We start from the raw sequence: 18,791 nt of genomic DNA, 5'->3' as shown, positions 1-18,791 counted from the left end.
AGCTAAATTTAAAATCAATCAATTAATAGATAAACCAAAAAAATGTTGCAAACAACTGCGATACTTACTAATCTTTTTGAATGGGAAAGTATTAAACCAACGATTTCTGCACGACTCCATGCGTTTTTTGGACAATTGTCCAGCGGTTATAATTATTTAAACCGTAGCTTCAAAGTTTCAAGTATGTTTGCAATCTCGGCTTTTGTTTCAGGAAAGGCACACTTTTACATGAAGGTTGCACTATAATAAAAGTAGGTCTAGCTATCTAGATTTAAAGCCTTCTACATATCCCATCATTCATTTCTATGTAAAAATTAAATTCACCATAAACAAAAACAATCAAACAGTTGCATTCCCAAAAATAAGAAGGAGGTATTTATATGTCAGGTTTTTCGGATTTTCTGAAAAAGAAGAAGGATGAAAATCAGCAGGATGAAGTAAATTGGAATCATATTAAAAGTGATTGGTTACAACAAGTAAAGCTTTTTATGAATCAAATCGAGGCTTGGCTTCATACTGCCCAGGAAGATAGAATGATCGATATTAAGGAAAAGCGTATAATGTTACAAGAAGAACATCTGGGATTATATGATGCACCATCACTGGTATTAGCAATTGAGAAAGAGGAAATAGAGATACAACCTATTGGGCGTCTTATCATAGGGGCTAAAGGAAGAATTGATATCATATCTTCTTATGCTAAATATATTGTCCTTTATCTTGATGATCGGGAGTGGGTATACAGAAAAGAAACAGATCATGGTAAATTCACCGATTTTACAAAAGAGAATTTTGAAAAGATACTAGAGGACTTATTATGATTACGAAAGAGTTAGATGCAGTCATGGAATGGTATAAAGTTTCATTAGATACCCAAAAGACAATGAAATATCTAATTAATAAAAATCCCGAAGTAGTTCCGCTAAAAGTTTATTGATATCCAAAGAATTAGGAGAAACCAATAAACTATTGGACACTGCCACAATCGAATTAAATGATCTGACTATCGTTTCCTTCGTTTCTATTTTTGAACAAACGTTAATACTATACTTGAAGGAAATAGTGGAAAGTCAAATGACCCCAGAAATAGAAGATGAAGTTATTTTAAAATTAAGGGATTATACTATTAAGCAAGCCGAATATGGACGTTTCACTGATATTATTGATTTATTTAGTAGATCTAATAATAAAGAATTAGCAGGAATGGTTAAACAAATATATACGTATAGAAATTGGGTAGCTCACGGAAAACCACCAGAAAAAAACCCCTCAAAAATAGATCCAATTTCCGCTTATAATAGATTAAGTGAATTTCTAAAAGGGATCGAGGCGTCTGCCACTTTCAAAAACTTTCTAAGGGACAAGTCGATATAAAGAGAGAATTCCATGCTATCTTCAAAAAATCTATCATTGTCTTCTCAAAAAAAGTATCCTGCACACTAAAAAGAAAATGCGTTTATACTTAGCAAAGATGAATCACAAGCGAAACCTGGTGTCAGTCCCCACTGCTTACAAAAATTACTAGTTTATCTAATGTGTTATGGTATAGAACTAATATCATTTTTAATGATCGTTTGTTAAAAAGAAGTAATCCTTACTTTTAAGTTTTTACGAAGAATCGGATGTTGGTGGAGGGTAGTGGATCGAGAACTTCGTGTCTGAGTATTACGGATAGATGGAACCGGATCTGCGGAGTTTTGAGCACATAGGCGATGCTGAAAGTAGAAGATAGACTATTATCCGCCTGCATGATGGTGGAAGAGGATTTAGATCATAATGAACTTGTTCGTTAAGCCACCTGAGATTATTGATAGACAATTAGCAGATGAAAGATTTAGATAAGATGAACAGTCATAGAAGAAGTGTCAGTCCCCCACTACTTTATTGCATTAAAATAGTGGGGGATTGACACTTGGTATTTACATGTTACTTATTCAGACCATTCTATTGATGGTTCAAGAACAAAATGATATAAGCTAGATATATAGATATGATAATATAATGGTAATTATTGTGAAAAGTAATGTTTAAAAATGCCTTTATGGGGAGGAAATAAAAGTGAGTGAAATAGAAGCTCGTTCGAGAAGTATTCAAGAAACGTTAACCAATACTAAATATGGAATCGGTTTTTATCAAAGAGAATATCGTTGGGAAACTAAAAATATTCGTGAATTACTCGAGGATTTATCGAAGAAATTTCTTAATAATTTCCAATCTACACATGAGCCAAGTGAAGTCGAAAATTATGAAAACTATTTTCTGGGATCTATTGTGATTAGTAACAGACAAGGTAAAAAATATATTATTGATGGTCAGCAGCGCTTGACATCTATTTCTTTAATTTTAGTTTTTCTCCATAACTTACAAAAGCAAAGTAGTGATAGAAACGTAAATATAAGTGAACTCATCTTTTCCGAAAAGTTTGGAGAAAGGTCTTTTAACATAGATGTAGAAGAGCGCACTCCTTGTATGGAAGCATTGTTTAACAACCAACCATTTGATTTTGAAAGAAGTGATTCAGAGTCTGTTCAGACCATAGGAGCACGTTATGATGATATAGTGGAGTATTTCCCGGAAGATTTGCAAGGTAATGTGTTGCCCTATTTTATAGATTGGATGCTACATAAAGTGCTGCTAGTACATATAGAAGCTGACAATGATGAAGACGCCTATACGATTTTTGAGACGATGAACGACAGAGGGTTAAGCCTCAGTCCTACTGATATGTTGAAAGGTTATTTATTAGCAAATGTAAAGGACCAGCGAGCAAAAGAGAAAGCAAATGAATTATGGAAAAGAAGGATCTTGGAACTAATTGAACAAGGAAAAGGGGAGGAAGTTGACTTTTTCAAACATTGGTTTCGAGGCAAATATGCTCAAAGCATACGTAATAGTGGGAAAGATAAAGAAAACAAAGATTTTGAGAAGGTTGCTACTGCTTATCACAAATGGGTTCGAGATAATAAAGAAATGTTATCCTTAAAAAGCAGTCAAGATTTTGAAGCATTCGTTACGAAGCAATTCGATTTTTATTCCAAGCAATACCTAACTATTTTAAATGCTGCTGCTACTTATACAAAGGGTTTGGAATATGTTTATTACAATAGCCATAATAACTTTACTCATCAGTACCATTTGTTACTATCACCATTAAAAGTGACCGACACACAAGAGATGGTAAACAAGAAAATTAACTTAGTATCCTACTATATTGATATGTTGATTGTTAACCGTTCTATTTCATTTTCTACGTTAAACTATTCATCACTTGCATATACAATGTATAATCTAACTAAATGTGTTTTGCAACCTAAAAGGTTACAAGATTGCAATGAAAAGGTTAGAACTTTGCCAGCCCATATTTTATTATGATTGATGATTCGAAAGCGCATGTGTGACGCGATAACTATCTCCAGTAAAGCTCAAAATGTGTGCGTGGTGAATAACTCGATCCACTAATGCAGCTGTTAAACGTGCGTCTACAAATATTCTATTCCATTGACTAAATTCCAAATTGGAGGTAATCACAAGGCTAGACCTCTCATACCAATCAGATATCAATTGGAATAATAATTCAGCGCCTTCCTTACTAAATGGAACATATCCCATCTCGTCTAAAATAACCATATCTACTTTATTAAACCTGTTGCGTAAGGCTTGAAAGCGCCCTTCTCTCCAAGATTTTTCAAGTAGTTCTACCAAATCAGCCACTCGATAGAAACGGACTTCATATCCAGATCTACATGCCTTCCGCCCAAGCGCTGTAACCAGATGAGACTTTCCAGTCCCAGGTGCACCTGTTAAAATTAGATTCTCTTTTTTATCGATAAAATATAGTGATTCGAGACTTTCTCTATCCAATTGTGGAGGGAAACGAATATGTTCACTCCACCGGTAATCCTCTAATTCTTTTTCATTCATGAATTTCGCCTTTTTGATCAAACGCTCTCCTTTAGCTACCTCTCTATGTTCTAATTCCTGTTGTAATAAAGCCGAGATATACTGCTTAGGATTCTCGAAGGGAATCTGCTCATATATGTCTGCAACATATGCTAAACGTAACGATTTGCATTTCTCTCTAATCAAATTAGACATTCTCTACTTCCTCTCCTTTCAACGAATGGTTTAAAGGTTGAAGGGAGTCGTAGATACTCCAATTTACATTATACGGATGTGCAATCGAATCATGTAATGATTCATTTCCATTTTCTTTATCATCTACTGGTAACAATTCATAGAAACGCTCATCTATTTCTTGCATACTGTATTTTATTATTAAACTCTGTAACCAGTCGGCACGTTCTTTTCTGAGTTTCATTGATTCACTATTCAAATGATGCGCGATTCTTCCTGGAAGATATGGGAAGTATCTAGAATAGGTAATTGATCTTGGTTTCCTCATCCAATTTTTCAAAATGGATTGCCATGGAATTTCTCTAGATCGATTCATATATGGTCTAGGTCCCTTATAAAGCATTTCTCCTTGCGGAGAGACCACTTTAAAGTCATCCCAGTACTTAATTACGTACAATTGTGTATAGTGATAACTATTCGGTATGTGGATTTCCTTTCCATCAATTCTTACCTCACCATATTTATTAGCCGAAACCAGCGTTTTATTAAATACTGGATACTCTTTCTCAGGTAATGCGAGACCATATTTCTTTTCTTCCTTTATGAGATCAGCGATACAAATTCCCTTTTTATAATGCATTCTTAAATGATCATCCTGACAATGTTTGAACAATAACTCACGCAAGTGCGTCAAATCCTGAACAACCGGTGACGGCGTAAAGAAATTATATCGAACGTAACCAACCTTATTTTCTACATGCCCTTTTTCGTTTCCCTTTCTTGGATTACAGGCTATTGGCTCAAATCCATAGTGACTGGCAAATCGTTGAAAACCATCAGTGAAAATGGTTTCCTGACCATGACCTCTAGCCTTTACAACGGCTGCTGATAGATTATCTAACCGTAATTCCCTCGGAACAAAGCCGACTTGTGCAAAAAGTAGTTTAATACCTTCCAAAAAGCACTCTTGATTTTCTGCTGGCAATGGTGTTACAAAGCCTCCATTACTAAAGGGGAAACTCAAAATCAGACAATGGATATCTTTTACTTTCCCTTCATGTACAACTTCTGTAACTCCAAAGTCTATCTGTGCTTCCGCTGGGGGATGTGTTAACCTGTCATATTCCTCTTTTACTGTGTCAGTTTCATCTAACATTTTGTCTTTCCATTCAGCGATAAAGTTACAAACGGTTCGGTAAGAACCTGGGAAATTTAATTGCTGTAATTGTTTAAATATATTCTTATTATTCCTTCGCAATTTCTTTTTAAGTGCTTGGTCCTCCATTAGCCAGTCAGATACAATTTCTCCCCATTTTTCTTCATGCATCATACCCTTTTTAAATGGTGTTTTTTCCTCGGGTAATTGATCTTCATCCGCGTATTTCTTAACGGTTTTCCAAGCAAAACCGGTTCGTTTTACTATTTCATTAATTGATAGTGATTTATTATTACGTAAATTTTTGATATGATTAACTTCAGGCATTGCTAGCATCCTTTCACTTACCTCCACCATTAATTTGTTTAGTCACTATTAACGGTAGGGTATTTTGTTAGGGTTGGCAAGCCTTTTTTATTTGTACAACCTTCTAACATTTTGGTTGCAATACTCTGTACTTTTATTATGCATTAAACACTAAAGAAATCCGAGACAAAGACTTGAACGAGTTAAAGGTAATATTTAAAGACAAGGCAAATGAAATTAACAAGTTAGATAATATAGAAACCTTTTATCTGCATCAGCAAAATAAAAGATACGTTCATTATTTACTTGCTCGCATTACACATCATATTGAAGTAGAAAGTGGATTCGACTCAAAATTTGAAATGTATGTAACAAAGGAATCGAAAAATCCCTTTCAGATTGAACATATCTGGGCTAATAAATACGAACGTTATATGAATGAATTTGATAATGAAACAGAGTTCCAAAAACGTCGTAATCATATCGGTGGACTTCTTTTACTGCCTAGAAGTATTAATCAAAGTTATGGTGATAAAGAATACGCTGAGAAGGTTGAACAGTATTTCGGACAAAATTACTTAGCTAAATCTCTTCATAAGAATTGTTACCAGCAAAACCCAGGATTCTTGAGATACGCTAACAACAATGATTTACCTTTTAAATCATATGATGAGTTTGATAATAATGATTTAACGGAAAGACAAAAGCTATACGGGGAAATTGCTAAGCAAATTTGGAATGTAGATAAGATTAAGGAATTTTGAGGATCATGGTAGGTGGGGTGCCTATTAATTAAAAGTGAATTGCTAATTTAGGGTTAGCCTTGTCTGTCACAATGACTGTTAGAAAGAAATTATCTTTTATCCAACAGAAAAATATGAAATAAGAACCTGAAAGAAGAGGGTGGGCAATAATACTTGCTCACCCCATTTTTATTGCAGTTTTACGGGCCAATCGACTAACTACGATACATCCTGGGGCTGTGCGTAGATACTCGCTCGCCCCCCATACTGAATGAAGTTTTACTTCTGCTTACATGTGAATTATTTTACCAAACGGTGAAACCTTCCCCATCCTTCACTTTATTAATCCAAAATTCGACATTCCATTATAGGTATAACCTTACATCTATGCTAAAATTAAACTATATTACGTAGCTAATAAGTACTAATTAGATGGTATTACATATAGAAATAAAAGTGTCCGATTTTAAAATAGCTAAAGGGTTTCATATACAATAGAAATACAGACAAAAGGAAGGGATTGTATGTCCGAAGTAGCAGAAACGACAGATGTTGCCAAGATTTTTGAGTATTTACTTGCTGTAAAAAATCTAAATGAGAAAACGATTTTAAGTGTACAGCAGTATGAGAAGGTCTGGTGGGTACAAGATTTCCCGAATTTACAAGGATGCTATGTTGGGGGTGGGGGAGAAGTAGAAGATGCTTGGTTGGAAGTACATAAACAAAAGATAACATCCGCTCCCACGCCACCGGTAGCAATCAGTGAATGGGTAAAGCATTGGGATAAACCTAGTACAGAGCCTATTAAAGTAGTCCAGATTTACAAAGGAATCGATCAGGATAATGGGCAAGAAATTTTTGAAAAATTTACAGACGATGAAGAGAGAGTTTCCAAGTTTGAGGAGTGGCTGGAGGAGAAATGGAGACCTTGGGCGAAGGAAATGAGGCCGAAATTAGAAATACAGAAGGTGTATGACCAGCTATTTGCGACCCACCAACAATTGCAGCGTGAAATGGATGATATTGAAATTGCTTGGGGACACGGATTGTTGAATTGGCAGGTAAATGGTGAGAAGATACAACGTCATGTACTCGTTACCAAATTAGAGTTGCAATTTCAACCGAAGAGAGGACTTTTTGCCCTCATTCCAACAACCAAGGGAACAGAACTGGAAACAGATATGTTGCCAACAAATGATGTTCCGAATATGTCGCGAATTATGGAAATGGAAGGGCAAGTGAAGGAAGCGGACCTAGATCCGTGGAATGTAGATTCCATGGAGCCTTTCTTTAAAGAAATCGCACACACCATCAGTCCCTATGGATCGTACATAAAGCAAACAGGGAAACCAAGCATCACCAACAATCCATTGATTACCTATACACCGGCTATTTTCCTAAGAAAAAGCGGCAATCGTCTGTGGCAAAAGGAATTAGAAACTGCTATTGAAAAAGTTGAAAACGGATATCCCGTTCCAAATTCAATTAAACTATTAACGGCTAATGGAGAAGTGGAATCGCAACCAGAACCAGAAGCTGAATCAGGTCGTACCACAAAGAAAGAATGGCAAGGGGTTGGTGAACAACTTTTATTTCCACTGCCAACCAATAATGCACAAAAGCTAATCGCAACAAAATTATCAAATAACGATGGTGTACTTGTTCAGGGACCACCAGGAACTGGGAAAAGCCATACGATTGCCAATCTAATTAGTCATTTATTGGCGCATGGGAAACGCGTATTGGTTACAAGTGAAAAAGAGCGGGCATTGCAAGTGCTCCGTGACAAGATACCAGAGGAAATACGTGCGCTAGTTGTCAGTGTTTTAGGTGGCGATTCCCGCTCGGTAAAAGAAATTGAGGATTCGATTAAATTTATTGCAGAAAACCTAGATAGCCAGCAACCTGAAACCTTGGAGAAAAATATTCAAGGGCTGGAAAAGGAACTGGATCAGACGAAACGAAATATTGCTCGAATAAATACGGAGATTAATCAAACAGCGGAAGCGGAAAACACACCCATAACGATCGAGTCAGAAACGTATACCCCACTGGAAGCTTCGAAATGGTTGAATGAAAATTCTACGCATGGATGGATTCCAGATAGAATTACATTAAACGATGACTTTCCGCTTCATGAGGATGAAACGAAGGAATTCTTCAAGCTACACGGAATTATTAAGGGTGAGGACCGCAAATTATTATCAAAAAATCAATTAGCAACGCGTGATATTGTGCAGCCAGATGTTTTTGAAAAAGCAGTATCTCAAGTTAAATCTACCGAACAAGATCTCAAACCTTATGAAAATGTAATTTCGGATTGGGATGTTAAGGACTTAACGTACCATTTTAATATAGAAGAAAAAGTAAAACTGGTTGAAAAATCAATGAGAAAACTAGCTGTGATTCAAGAGGAAACCTGGCGTTCCCTTTTGCTTAAGGAAATATTAGGAGACGCAGAGAGGCAAGATAATTGGTCTGATTTTCACAAAAATGTGTATGATGAAGTCAGACAAATAGAAGCAATAGATAGCGACCTCATTGCCGAAGAAATTGTGATACCTGAAAATGTGAACCATACCATACTTAAAGAAGACCTGGAAGTCATTAAACAACGGCTGGAAGACAATAAATCGATCGGCTGGATGTTTAAAAATATTTTAGGGCGTAAGTACAGCTACATCTTTGAACAATGTAAGATCAATGGACTCGAAATCCGTCATAAACAGGATGTAGAAAAAATACTGAAATATACGGATGGGAACATTCTCATTCAGAAGCTTGTCCTAAAATGGAATCGAACGATGAATGAATATCAAGGGCCAACGATTGATGAAAACCAAAAAAGAATGACGACAACAGTAAAACAATTACTAGATGATATGGGGCAAATGGTCCGATGGGAAAAGGATATTATCCATGAATTAGACGGGATAAGAGATGAAATTGTTATTCCGAGGAAACCGCAGTGGGACTCCATGGAATGGTTTACGACACTTAAGAATGGATTAACGGCTATTTATTATCAGCAGCAGTTAAAACAGGCGAATACCATTTTCAATACAACAACGGATACCCTCGCCCAGGCAAATGCGAAATCGGGGAATATGGAAATAGTTGATGCTTTACTAACAGCTTGTCACGAAAAAGACGTCGCTTTATGGAAAGAATCGTGGAATGAATTGAAGCGATTGGAAGAACTAAACGAAAGCTTCCATCGATACAAAGAATTACATGAAAAGATTGAAAAAATGGCACCCCTTTGGTTGGAACAATTGGAAGAGCAAGGTGGTCAAGGCGAGGCAATGTATCCTCCTGAAGATTTAAGACTTGCCTGGAAATGGAAGAAACTTTCCACATGGATTGAGGATATCGAAAGCAAATCAACGATCGAAAAGCTAGAGGAAGACCTACAACTGGAGACCAACAACGAGTCTAAAATAATTAAACAACTCGTGGCAACATCTACATGGAAATCGCAAATTGAAAGAACGACAAAGGAACAGAAACGAAGTCTTTTTGCCTGGTTAAAGGCGATCCAACGAGTTGGAAAAGGTACTGGTAAATATGCCAATGTCTATAGGAAAGAAGCGAGTAAAGAAATGGCAACGGCCCGAGGAGCGATCCCTGTATGGATCATGCCAATCAAGAGTGTCATTGAGAATTTGGATTTAACGGCAGATCAGTTTGATGTCGTTATTGTCGATGAAAGTTCGCAAAGTAACCTGTTCTCACTGAGCGCCCTACTACGCGGGAAGAAGGCGGTTATTGTTGGTGACGATAACCAGATTAGTCCGGAAAGCGTTGGAACAGATATCGGTGAAACGCATGGTTTAATTGATCGCTATCTCAACAATATTCCAAACAAATTACAATTCGAGATGAAAACCAGTCTCTATGATACGGCAAGCCGGGTGTTTGACAGTAAAATTATTTTGAAAGAACATTTCCGCTGTGTTCCTGAGATCATTCAATTTTCGAATGACTTCATGTATGGGGGCATGATTGACCCACTTCGTCTCCCACTTGGAAATGAAGCCCTGGATCCACCGGTGAAGGCCATTCGTGTAGCAGACGGATATCGGAAAGAAGATAGTAAAAAGGCAATCAATGAGCCAGAGGCAGAAGCAATCGTTGAAGAAATTGCCCGCCTTTGTAAAGAGGAACAATATGCGAACAAAACATTTGGTGTTATTTCGCTCCAAGGCTATGATCAAGCGAATATTATTGAGAATAAATTACGCGAAGCAATCGGTGAAGAAGAGATGATCAATAGACAGATCATTTGTGGAGATGCTTACTCCTTCCAGGGAGACGAACGGGATGTCATATTCATGTCGCTCGTTGCAGCACCTAATATGCGAATTGGCCCGATGACAGGTCGATCCGCTTACCAACGATTTAATGTTGCAGCAAGCCGTGCACGGGATCAAATGTTGTTATTTCACTCTGTCGAATTAAATGACTTAAATCCCGAATGTGCCCGGTACAGACTATTACAGTATTGCAAAGAACCATATCGCGTACAGCAAGAAATCGATGAGGTGCAGGATGAATTTGATTCGAAATTTGAAGAAGATGTTTTCCGACTGATTAAAGCCCGAGGCTACAGAGTTATTCCACAGGTAAAAGTAGGAACGTTAGGAAAACGAATTGACCTCGTTGTTGAAGGCATGCGTAATCGCCTAGCTGTCGAATGTGATGGCGACAGATGGCATGGCCTTGATAAATGGGAAGAGGATATTGAACGACAACGTGTGCTCGAACGGGTTGGATGGACGTTCTGGAGAATTCGTGGCAGTCAGTTTTATCTAGACCGGGAAAAAGCACTTGAACCATTGTGGAAGAAATTAGATGAGATGGGAATACAGCCAGGCGGATAGTGGGGGACATGGGGACAGGTTCCTTGTCCCAGGGGATGAAGAGTTTTGAAGCAAGGGGGGGCGGTGCGTGATCCGTGATAAAGAATACTAAAAATATCTAATCTCTAACCCCCTAGTATTAACATAAGAAGTATGTTCCTGAATAAAGGCAATACGAACAACCAATAAAATTAGTTAAGGTAGTAATTGCCTATGCGTGCTTAACATTGTAAGCACCTGCCCACTTGATAATGGACAGGTGCTTTATTTATTGAACGTATCTAATTTAGATTTCTATGCTTTGTGAAGAAGGCCAAACAGGTAAGCATATATTACGAAGTACAAATCTATGAGTACAAAGTAATCATACTTTAATGAATATAAGGTTAATTAATTGGATCTTTTTTCCTGATATGGTACTATATACCCGTTAAAAAATTTGATGTGGGGGATAGAAATGCTCAAAAAATCTAATTTGCTTCTATTGTTTCTATTGGTATTGCTACTATCAGCATGCAATGAAGATGTAGATGCAAATGAGGCTCAGAATGAAAATCAAGACGAGGAAAGTACGCATGAAGAACAGGAGGAAGAAACAGCTGAGTTAGAGGTAGAAGAAGTACAACAAATCATGGAAGAGAATGTGAAGGAAATACATAGAATCATGAGTCAAATTCACGATGAGAATTATCTTGAATGGACTCAGCAGGAATGGTCAATGGATATAGAGAATGAGGGTGAGGAATTTCAGGCTGCTTTTGCTATAGTAAGAGAATCCCTTACTGAATTGATGACCGACAATGGCTTGGATCAACAGGTAGAGCACTTGTTACGTTCTTATTTCTGTGGTTGTGATACATATGGAGTATTCATGGAAACAGATACGCAAATAAACATTGAGATAATGGATCAGTCGGAAGATCGTTTTCAAGCAACCAGTATGACGCTTGGTAGTGAAGCCCTAATTCATCATGGATGGACAAATGAATGGCATTTTAAGATGGAAGGGGAGAATTGGAAGTTAGATGAATATCACCGTATAGATCCGGATGAAGAACCGCTAGATTTGACATTTGATGATTTGCAGAACGCTTTCCGAGACTATGAAACAGGTGAAATTAAAGAGATGGAACTTGTAGATGAAACAGAAATAGGCGGAGAAAGGTTCATTATCATTAAGAATGAAAGTGGCTTTCACAGTGCATACAATGTGAAAGATGGTTCGATTAATATGAGTTTAGGAGATACATATAACAATCCTGATGAGGAGGGTAATAACGAAAATGAAATAGAAGAATCAAACGGGACTGAAGAGGAGCAGCAAGAGGAGATGCCTGTGATAGAAGATCCGGAAGATGAGACAGAACAGAATTCGGAAAAGGAATCAGATCAGGTAACCGAAGAAGCTGAAGAAGCGGAGACACAACAAAACGAAGAAAAAGAATCAGTTCAGGAATCCCCAGATACTGAAGAATGGAGTGGCACTTGGTACAGAAATGGGGAGCCTTTTGAAGGAACCATGAACATTTCCAACGTGACGGATGATTCGTTTGATTTTGATTTTGATGTACGGGCAAGAGATCGTACGAGTTTTATAGAAGGAACTGCTTCCGTTTCGGGAAATGAGGCAGAATTCTATAATGAAGAGTTCGATTGTAAGTTGGAAATGATGTTAGAAGGCGGGCAGATTGAAGTTGTAGACACTAACGGTTGTACAAAGATTGGTGGAATGGGAACCTTTTTTTCTGGAACATATGAAACAGAACAGAAGGTGGAATAGGTAATATGCAAATCAATAGAGGTGTATTTTAGACCGAAGAGGGATAAAAAGCATGCTGTGACCTCCATGCTTCCTTAAATGCAAAATTAAAAGTTATTATACCTATTATAATAGTAAAGGAGAATTTAAATGTTTGAAGAGTTTATTAGTTTCAACAAAATGTTAACGCCAACACTTATTAAGATTGTATTTTGGTTAGGTGTAGCTATATCTGTGTTACCAGGATTGTTAATGATGTTTGATGGTGGTTTTTCAGTAATTATCGGACTTATTTTGATTGCTTTTGGACCGCTTATGGTACGTATTTATTGTGAATTATTAATTGTAATCTTTAAAATTCATGAGTCGTTGAACGATATGAATCAAAAGCTTGATAAATTGGATAGATGATCCGTACTGAATAGATTTTAAATATTATATTGGATAAAAATTTAGAGGTATTTTTGTGTTTAATGGTACAAAAAGGAATTTAACGTTAATTTTTATGGCAATCACCCTAATGATAGTAATGGCTGCTTGCGGTGGAGAAGATGAGGTTGAAGCAGGTCCTAGTGGTGTCGATACAAATACAGATTCGGGTAACATTGAAGAAACAGAAGAGCCTGAAGAACAAGGGCCCACTCTTATAGATGTAGAAGAGAGTGGAGAGGTAGAGCTTGAGTTAGGAGAAGGAGCAAATTTCAATGACGGATATATCGTTATTGTGGAAGGTGCACAGTATATAGATTATTCACAAGTTGTAGGTTTTCAAGCTGAAGGAGACGGAATATATCTAGCTCTCGAGATCAGAGCAAAACATCAAAAAGAAGATAACTTCGAAGTATATCAACGTCTTATGTCATTAAAAGATACCAATGGGAATGAATATGAGCCTATTGTAAATATGAATTTAAATAATATAGATGATTGGGTTTACGATGAGTTAACCGGAGTTGCGGTGTTTGATATAACGGATTCTGATTCAGATACGCATTATTTTGAATTAGAAACAAAAGTATCGGATGGAAAAGCAGTATTTTCTATAGAAAGCGATGATATCAAGCCAGTTGAAAATTAAAATTTAACGATTCATATTAGAATTAATTTAAAAAGCGCCAGTAATATGGCGCTATTCTCAAATTGGCTGGATAATTTGTCTATGATAAAGATTAGCTAGTACCCCAGTGAAAAACTTCATTGGTTATAGAATTAAATTTCAATTAATAGGTTTTATTATGAAAATATTTTGAAAGGGAGAGGGTACAGTTGGCGTTTCATTATGGGTCAGATGCACCAGAAATAAAAAATCCATTTAAACAGGAAGGGTTATTATATTTAATAAGTGGGATCATTATATTGATAGTTGGCGCCATATCCATCATTAATCTACGGGAGCAAATAATTGAAAATGGAGTAGCTGCTGGTTGGTTCAGTTTAGCTGTTAGCCTGCTTTTGTTAACAGGTGGCGTGCATTTTGTAACCAAAGGCCTAATAAAAATATCGAGATTTTATGTTGGAAGGGGAGTCCCTGCGAGTCTATCTAAAAATATGGCTCGTAGTGAAAAGCATACAAAGGAATCTGATGTGTATTATAATTCTCAACAAATTGAACAAATGATGATGGGTAGGAAAAACCTTACTTTTCATGAACCTGTGACATTGTTTGATCGTATGGTTTATAGTATTTATCCAAAATTTATTTTTTTGCCATTATCTATGCGTAATTATTTACATATATTAGTTCAAAATACCGGATATTCTATCATAGGTTTAATTGTTTATTTCATGGCTTTGTTATCAGGAACGGTCGGACTTACATTACTAACAGAATCCTCTTTTTCCGATTGGTTAGGTATAGCATTATGTGTTTTTTTATTAGCATTGTGGACAGCCTATCCTTTAACTGTAAATAAGGCAACGGATAAAAATTCAGGTTCAGGTAAGAACTCCCAACTGGTCTGGGTCATTGCACTTGCTGTATTGGTACCAGCTATTGCAGAATTGCTGCTGAGACAAGGGTTTAGCTTCCCGGAGGCACCCTTTAATCCTACTTTGGCTCTTTTTAGCTTTTTCTTTATCATTATTGTTGTTTGTGCAGCGGGCTTAGCGCTTGCACATTTTAGAACAAAAGTCGCTGATCCTGTTACAGAGGTGTCAGAGTTCAGGGAGCATTGGCAAGAAAACGTTCATCCGAAAGACTTTTTCAGAGCGTTGGATATGGAAATGGCAGATTTACGATATAAAGAAATTCCAAATCGGATTTATCGAGAGTTAAATCCAAACTTAAATATGGAAGGTAGCATGGATAAAGGGAGTTTTAGTGGTGATACCATTCAAGAAATTCAGCCCATTTATGAGAAAGTTTCTTATCCGCCTTTATTAGAAAAAAGTCGGCTGGGCGTGGCTATTGTTGGCCATAGCTTTGTTATATTAGCTGCTGTGCTTTTGTTCTTCATTAATCAAAATGGTGCTGGAGATGTAAGTACTATTAGTCTCTTTAATGGCATTTTCTATCCTGTTGTATTGTATGTATCGGGGAATTCATTACTGACTTTTGCGCATTTGTACTGGGGAGAAATGCAATTTAGAAGTCATCTTATCCAATTTCAAGGAGAGGGAACGTATTCTGAATCTAAATTGTCAGTAGGTATGGCGATAACAGACTCGACTCGCAGCGAAAATACAGTAGTCAGAACTTCATATAGTTCCTGGTTTCTCGTTACAGAGATTGTAACAAGTACACAAGCTCGTTCAGGTGTTAATACGCTAGACCGTCCGCGGTATATTCTTAGCATGAACAAGGCAGATGAGTTGAAGAATCATTTGGTTGATCAAATGAGAGAATTCCTGGATGAAAGAGAATTAATCGCATCATCAGCCTCTAATAAAGATGGAAACGCAATACAATCTATTTATGCCATTAACGAAGTAGCTGCAGGTAAGGAGAAGTTATCTGAACTAACTCAAGAAAATAAAGAGTTAGCATATACAACGAATGAGGATAAATAGGGAGAGGAAGCATGGGAACGGTTCTCATGCTTCCTGATTAGATCTCGTTGCTTCAGAAGGTAATTCTACATCTAATATTATACGAGCAAAAAAACCGCTGAAATAGCTTAACTATTTCAGCGGTTTTAACTTCATTAGCTTTTACTCTACCATAGGTTCTTCTAAAATAATTTGTTGCCTACCTTCAGAACCGCGATTCTGACTAGTTTCAATTTTTATCTCAACCACATCACTGACATCGACTTCAATATCAGTCGCTTCATGATCTTCTTCAATTGTTGTTGAATATAATTCTTCTTCCTCATCGCCTTCCAAAGCATAAATAGTTAACTCAGTAGTCCCGTAATCCAGGCCACTATGATCTTGATGAACGTGTGCCGTTGTAGTAAATTTATCAAATCGTTCGGATAAGTGATAGATGTTAGAAGTTCTAGAAGTTGTTAGAATAATAGAATCAACTGCTGCTCGATCTCCGGATTGGTTAATTAATTCTTTTTGATCGGATCCATCATAGCCAATCGTTGTATTCGTATTTTTATTTAGATCTTCTATAAATGTTGGTTCAGATTTATCGAAAATTTCACCGTTCTTAAGGTCAACTAAAACATCTTGATTATATAGATGCAAATCAATATAATCGTGATATTCTGTTATAGGTTGATCAAAAGAATAGTTTAATTCAAACTCTTTATCTGTTCCCTCATATAGTTCAGATTCTTGTGTAGAACCAAATATACCACGGCCTAGAGTGCTTCTTTCTTTAGTAAATGGTAAATAAGCTGTCGAAAGGTCATTAACGACAACGTCTTCAGTAGTTTTAACCAATCCACTAATTTCAATATCGTAATCATCTACATTGAACCTGTCGATTACCACTTCGAATTCATCAGTTTCAATGGTCCATTCTGGTCGATGCAATTCTTTAATCGACTCCACCCCTGGAATTTCGTACATTTCCGTTTCATCTACGCCATCAAAATCTACCTGAATTGCGTCCTCTTGTACAAAAGGAAGTTCAGCATTGAAACGGACTATATCGTCTATTTGATAGTCATCAGAGTGCGAATAACTATATGTTTTCACCGTTTTATCTTCTAATAACCTTGGATTATGACCAGATCCAGTTAAAGTATCTCCATTAGAAAGGATAACGTCCAGAGATAAAGCGATGTCATCACTTAGCGTATGATAGTAACCTTGAAAGGAAATGATGACCTCAATCGAATCACCCGTATCCCTAATTCCTTCAATTTCAATTGAACCCTCATCATTTTCAGTAATAATCTCATTCCACTGATATGCTTGTTCAGGAACATAAACAAAGGCCTCTTGTTCTTCTGTTACTTTCTCCTCATATTGAGTCAGGACATTTTCTGTCACTTGATCTGGGAATGTTTGATGTAAGCTTTGCATATCGTTTAACTGATTTTCAGCACCAGCGAAGTCTTGTGATTCTAAGCTGCCATCTATACCTTCTTCTAGTGAAGGTAGCCAACCATCCTCGATTTCACTAATTATCTCTTCTCTGGCAGCAGTGAGCTCCTGATACATGTCTAACTGAGTCATATCATTAAAGCTTTCAATCGTTTGATCTAATGTGTTAATAGCTTCACTATATAACTCAACATTTTGACTGTCACTTGCCTGTGTTTCTTCAAAAACAGACATGGATGCTTCGTATCTTTCTTCTAACTCAACAATATGATCGGACATATATTGTGCTTCACTTTTTAACCCTTCAACTAAATCCATCCGACCAGCTTCATATGTATCGCCTGGTAACACATTCTCTTCTACATTAGACAAAATACTGATTGCATCTTCATATTCCATTTCATTCATCATGTCATTCGCATTCTCGATATGTTCACGGAAATCCCCATCTGATGATGAACAAGCCGTAATCAGCAACAAACTACTGAACATCGCAATAAAAACCATTTTACGCATGAGTAGCACCTTCTTCCTCTACCTTAGAACTCTCACTATTTTTCTTACGCATATAGTAGAAAATAGCACCAGAAACAGGGATGATAATAATTAATCCCCATGCTAATGCTCCTATACCTGCATTGGGATCATAAACAACATAAACATCACCACTGGAGGACACCTCAATCGTGTCTTCTTCTATGATTTTAACACCTTCAGAATGTGCAGCGACATCTCCCGGCAAGAGTACCCTTGCTTGATTAAAGTCATTCAAACCACCCGGGATTCTTACTAAAATTCCTGAGCTATCTTCATTGAATTCGACATCTTCCTCAATCATTTCAAGCGATTCTAAACGAGAATCATCCGAAATAACATAGTCAGCTACTGGAATCAGATAAGCATTAGAATCTACACTGCTAACATCCTCAAATTGAAAACTGGCTTCAATCATCTCTTCATTTTCATTAATAGATAAATCTCCCACAGATTCCTCATCACTAAACTGTCTTTCTAATCCATTTTCAATTTCTCCTGCTGAAATCATTCCAGTGTTAGGAATTTCCATATGAACTTGGCCCGATCCGTCATTATCAAGCTCTAACGTCATATTACCGCAAGCTGTTAATAAAAGTAATAAAGTCATAAGACCTAAAAGTAATACCTTATTCCTACTCATCGTAGTTCCCACCTTTCTTTTATGATAATTATTGCCAGGGTATAAAGTACCATTTTTTAACAGAATAGTCAATGATCCAGGGGTTGCCTGTCAGAGCGACCAAGCTTAGGTCGTAACATATAGCGGGTGGGGTTTTCGTTGAGCGAGAGTTAGCCGCTCACTCGTAGCGATTTTTGGAGGATAGAGGGTAAATTTTATCTTTAAGTGTAAACAGTTAGCTAGTGAGCCGTAAACTGCGGTTGAAGGGATTGAGCCTCGACATACCAAATAA

13 protein-coding genes are annotated in these 18,791 nt (G+C 36.9%); 9 read left to right on the top strand and 4 right to left on the bottom strand.

The features are described 5' to 3' along the window. Positions 1-380 precede the first annotated feature (380 nt). The 3 genes from OLD84_RS15255 (at position 381) to OLD84_RS15245 (ending at position 3,372) form a co-directional block, all read left to right on the top strand. Complete coding sequence (locus tag OLD84_RS15255; protein WP_209464738.1) at positions 381-821, top strand: hypothetical protein; 441 nt, start codon at positions 381-383, stop codon at positions 819-821. Positions 822-969: 148 nt separating this feature from the next. Beyond that, a complete protein-coding gene (locus OLD84_RS15250; RefSeq protein ID WP_209464737.1) occupies positions 970-1,374 on the top strand; it encodes a hypothetical protein in 405 nt (134 codons plus the stop codon). Between the two features lie 684 nt (positions 1,375-2,058). Then, the gene (locus OLD84_RS15245; RefSeq protein WP_264917225.1) at positions 2,059-3,372 is read left to right on the top strand and encodes a DUF262 domain-containing protein; all 1,314 of its coding nucleotides are present in this window, start codon (positions 2,059-2,061) and stop codon (positions 3,370-3,372) included. Here OLD84_RS15245 and istB read toward each other — a convergent pair. Then, complete coding sequence (istB, locus tag OLD84_RS15240; protein WP_264917224.1) at positions 3,367-4,095, bottom strand: IS21-like element helper ATPase IstB; 729 nt, start codon at positions 4,093-4,095, stop codon at positions 3,367-3,369. The two genes, OLD84_RS15245 and istB, sit on opposite strands and share 6 nt — an antisense overlap. Beyond that, positions 4,088-5,566: an IS21 family transposase gene (gene istA / locus OLD84_RS15235; protein ID WP_264917223.1), complete on the bottom strand. Its 1,479-nt coding sequence runs from the start codon at positions 5,564-5,566 to the stop codon at positions 4,088-4,090. Before istA ends, istB begins: the two co-directional genes overlap by 8 nt. Before the next feature lie 164 nt (positions 5,567-5,730). Here istA and OLD84_RS15230 point away from each other — a divergent pair, with 164 nt between their 5' ends. The 6 genes from OLD84_RS15230 to OLD84_RS15205 all read left to right on the top strand — a co-directional run bounded on the left by OLD84_RS15230 (position 5,731) and on the right by OLD84_RS15205 (position 15,909). After that, the gene (locus tag OLD84_RS15230) at positions 5,731-6,300 is read left to right on the top strand and encodes a GmrSD restriction endonuclease domain-containing protein (protein ID WP_245301676.1); all 570 of its coding nucleotides are present in this window, start codon (positions 5,731-5,733) and stop codon (positions 6,298-6,300) included. A 503-nt stretch (positions 6,301-6,803) separates the two neighbouring features. Further along, complete coding sequence (locus OLD84_RS15225; protein WP_209464421.1) at positions 6,804-11,162, top strand: AAA domain-containing protein; 4,359 nt, start codon at positions 6,804-6,806, stop codon at positions 11,160-11,162. Between the two features lie 436 nt (positions 11,163-11,598). After that, a complete protein-coding gene (locus OLD84_RS15220; RefSeq protein WP_209464422.1) occupies positions 11,599-12,921 on the top strand; it encodes a hypothetical protein in 1,323 nt (440 codons plus the stop codon). Between the two features lie 129 nt (positions 12,922-13,050). Then, entirely contained in the window at positions 13,051-13,311 is a 261-nt protein-coding gene (locus OLD84_RS15215) for a DUF4282 domain-containing protein (RefSeq protein WP_209464423.1), read from the top strand. A 55-nt stretch (positions 13,312-13,366) separates the two neighbouring features. Then, the gene (locus tag OLD84_RS15210; RefSeq protein ID WP_209464424.1) at positions 13,367-13,978 is read left to right on the top strand and encodes a hypothetical protein; all 612 of its coding nucleotides are present in this window, start codon (positions 13,367-13,369) and stop codon (positions 13,976-13,978) included. A 188-nt stretch (positions 13,979-14,166) separates the two neighbouring features. Next, positions 14,167-15,909: a hypothetical protein gene (locus OLD84_RS15205; RefSeq protein WP_209464425.1), complete on the top strand. Its 1,743-nt coding sequence runs from the start codon at positions 14,167-14,169 to the stop codon at positions 15,907-15,909. Between the two features lie 141 nt (positions 15,910-16,050). On the opposite strand, the gene OLD84_RS15200 is transcribed toward OLD84_RS15205, so the two are convergent. Both OLD84_RS15200 and OLD84_RS15195 read right to left on the bottom strand, forming a co-directional pair. Continuing rightward, entirely contained in the window at positions 16,051-17,859 is a 1,809-nt protein-coding gene (locus OLD84_RS15200; protein ID WP_209464426.1) for a hypothetical protein, read from the bottom strand. Continuing rightward, positions 17,852-18,520: a hypothetical protein gene (locus tag OLD84_RS15195; RefSeq protein WP_209464427.1), complete on the bottom strand. Its 669-nt coding sequence runs from the start codon at positions 18,518-18,520 to the stop codon at positions 17,852-17,854. The genes OLD84_RS15200 and OLD84_RS15195 overlap by 8 nt, the downstream gene beginning before the upstream one ends. Positions 18,521-18,791 lie beyond the last annotated feature (271 nt).

It is taken from the genome of Virgibacillus natechei (assembly GCF_026013645.1).
Classification (GTDB): domain Bacteria; phylum Bacillota; class Bacilli; order Bacillales; family Amphibacillaceae; genus Virgibacillus_L; species Virgibacillus_L natechei.
This window is presented reverse-complemented; position numbering and strand designations above follow the sequence as displayed.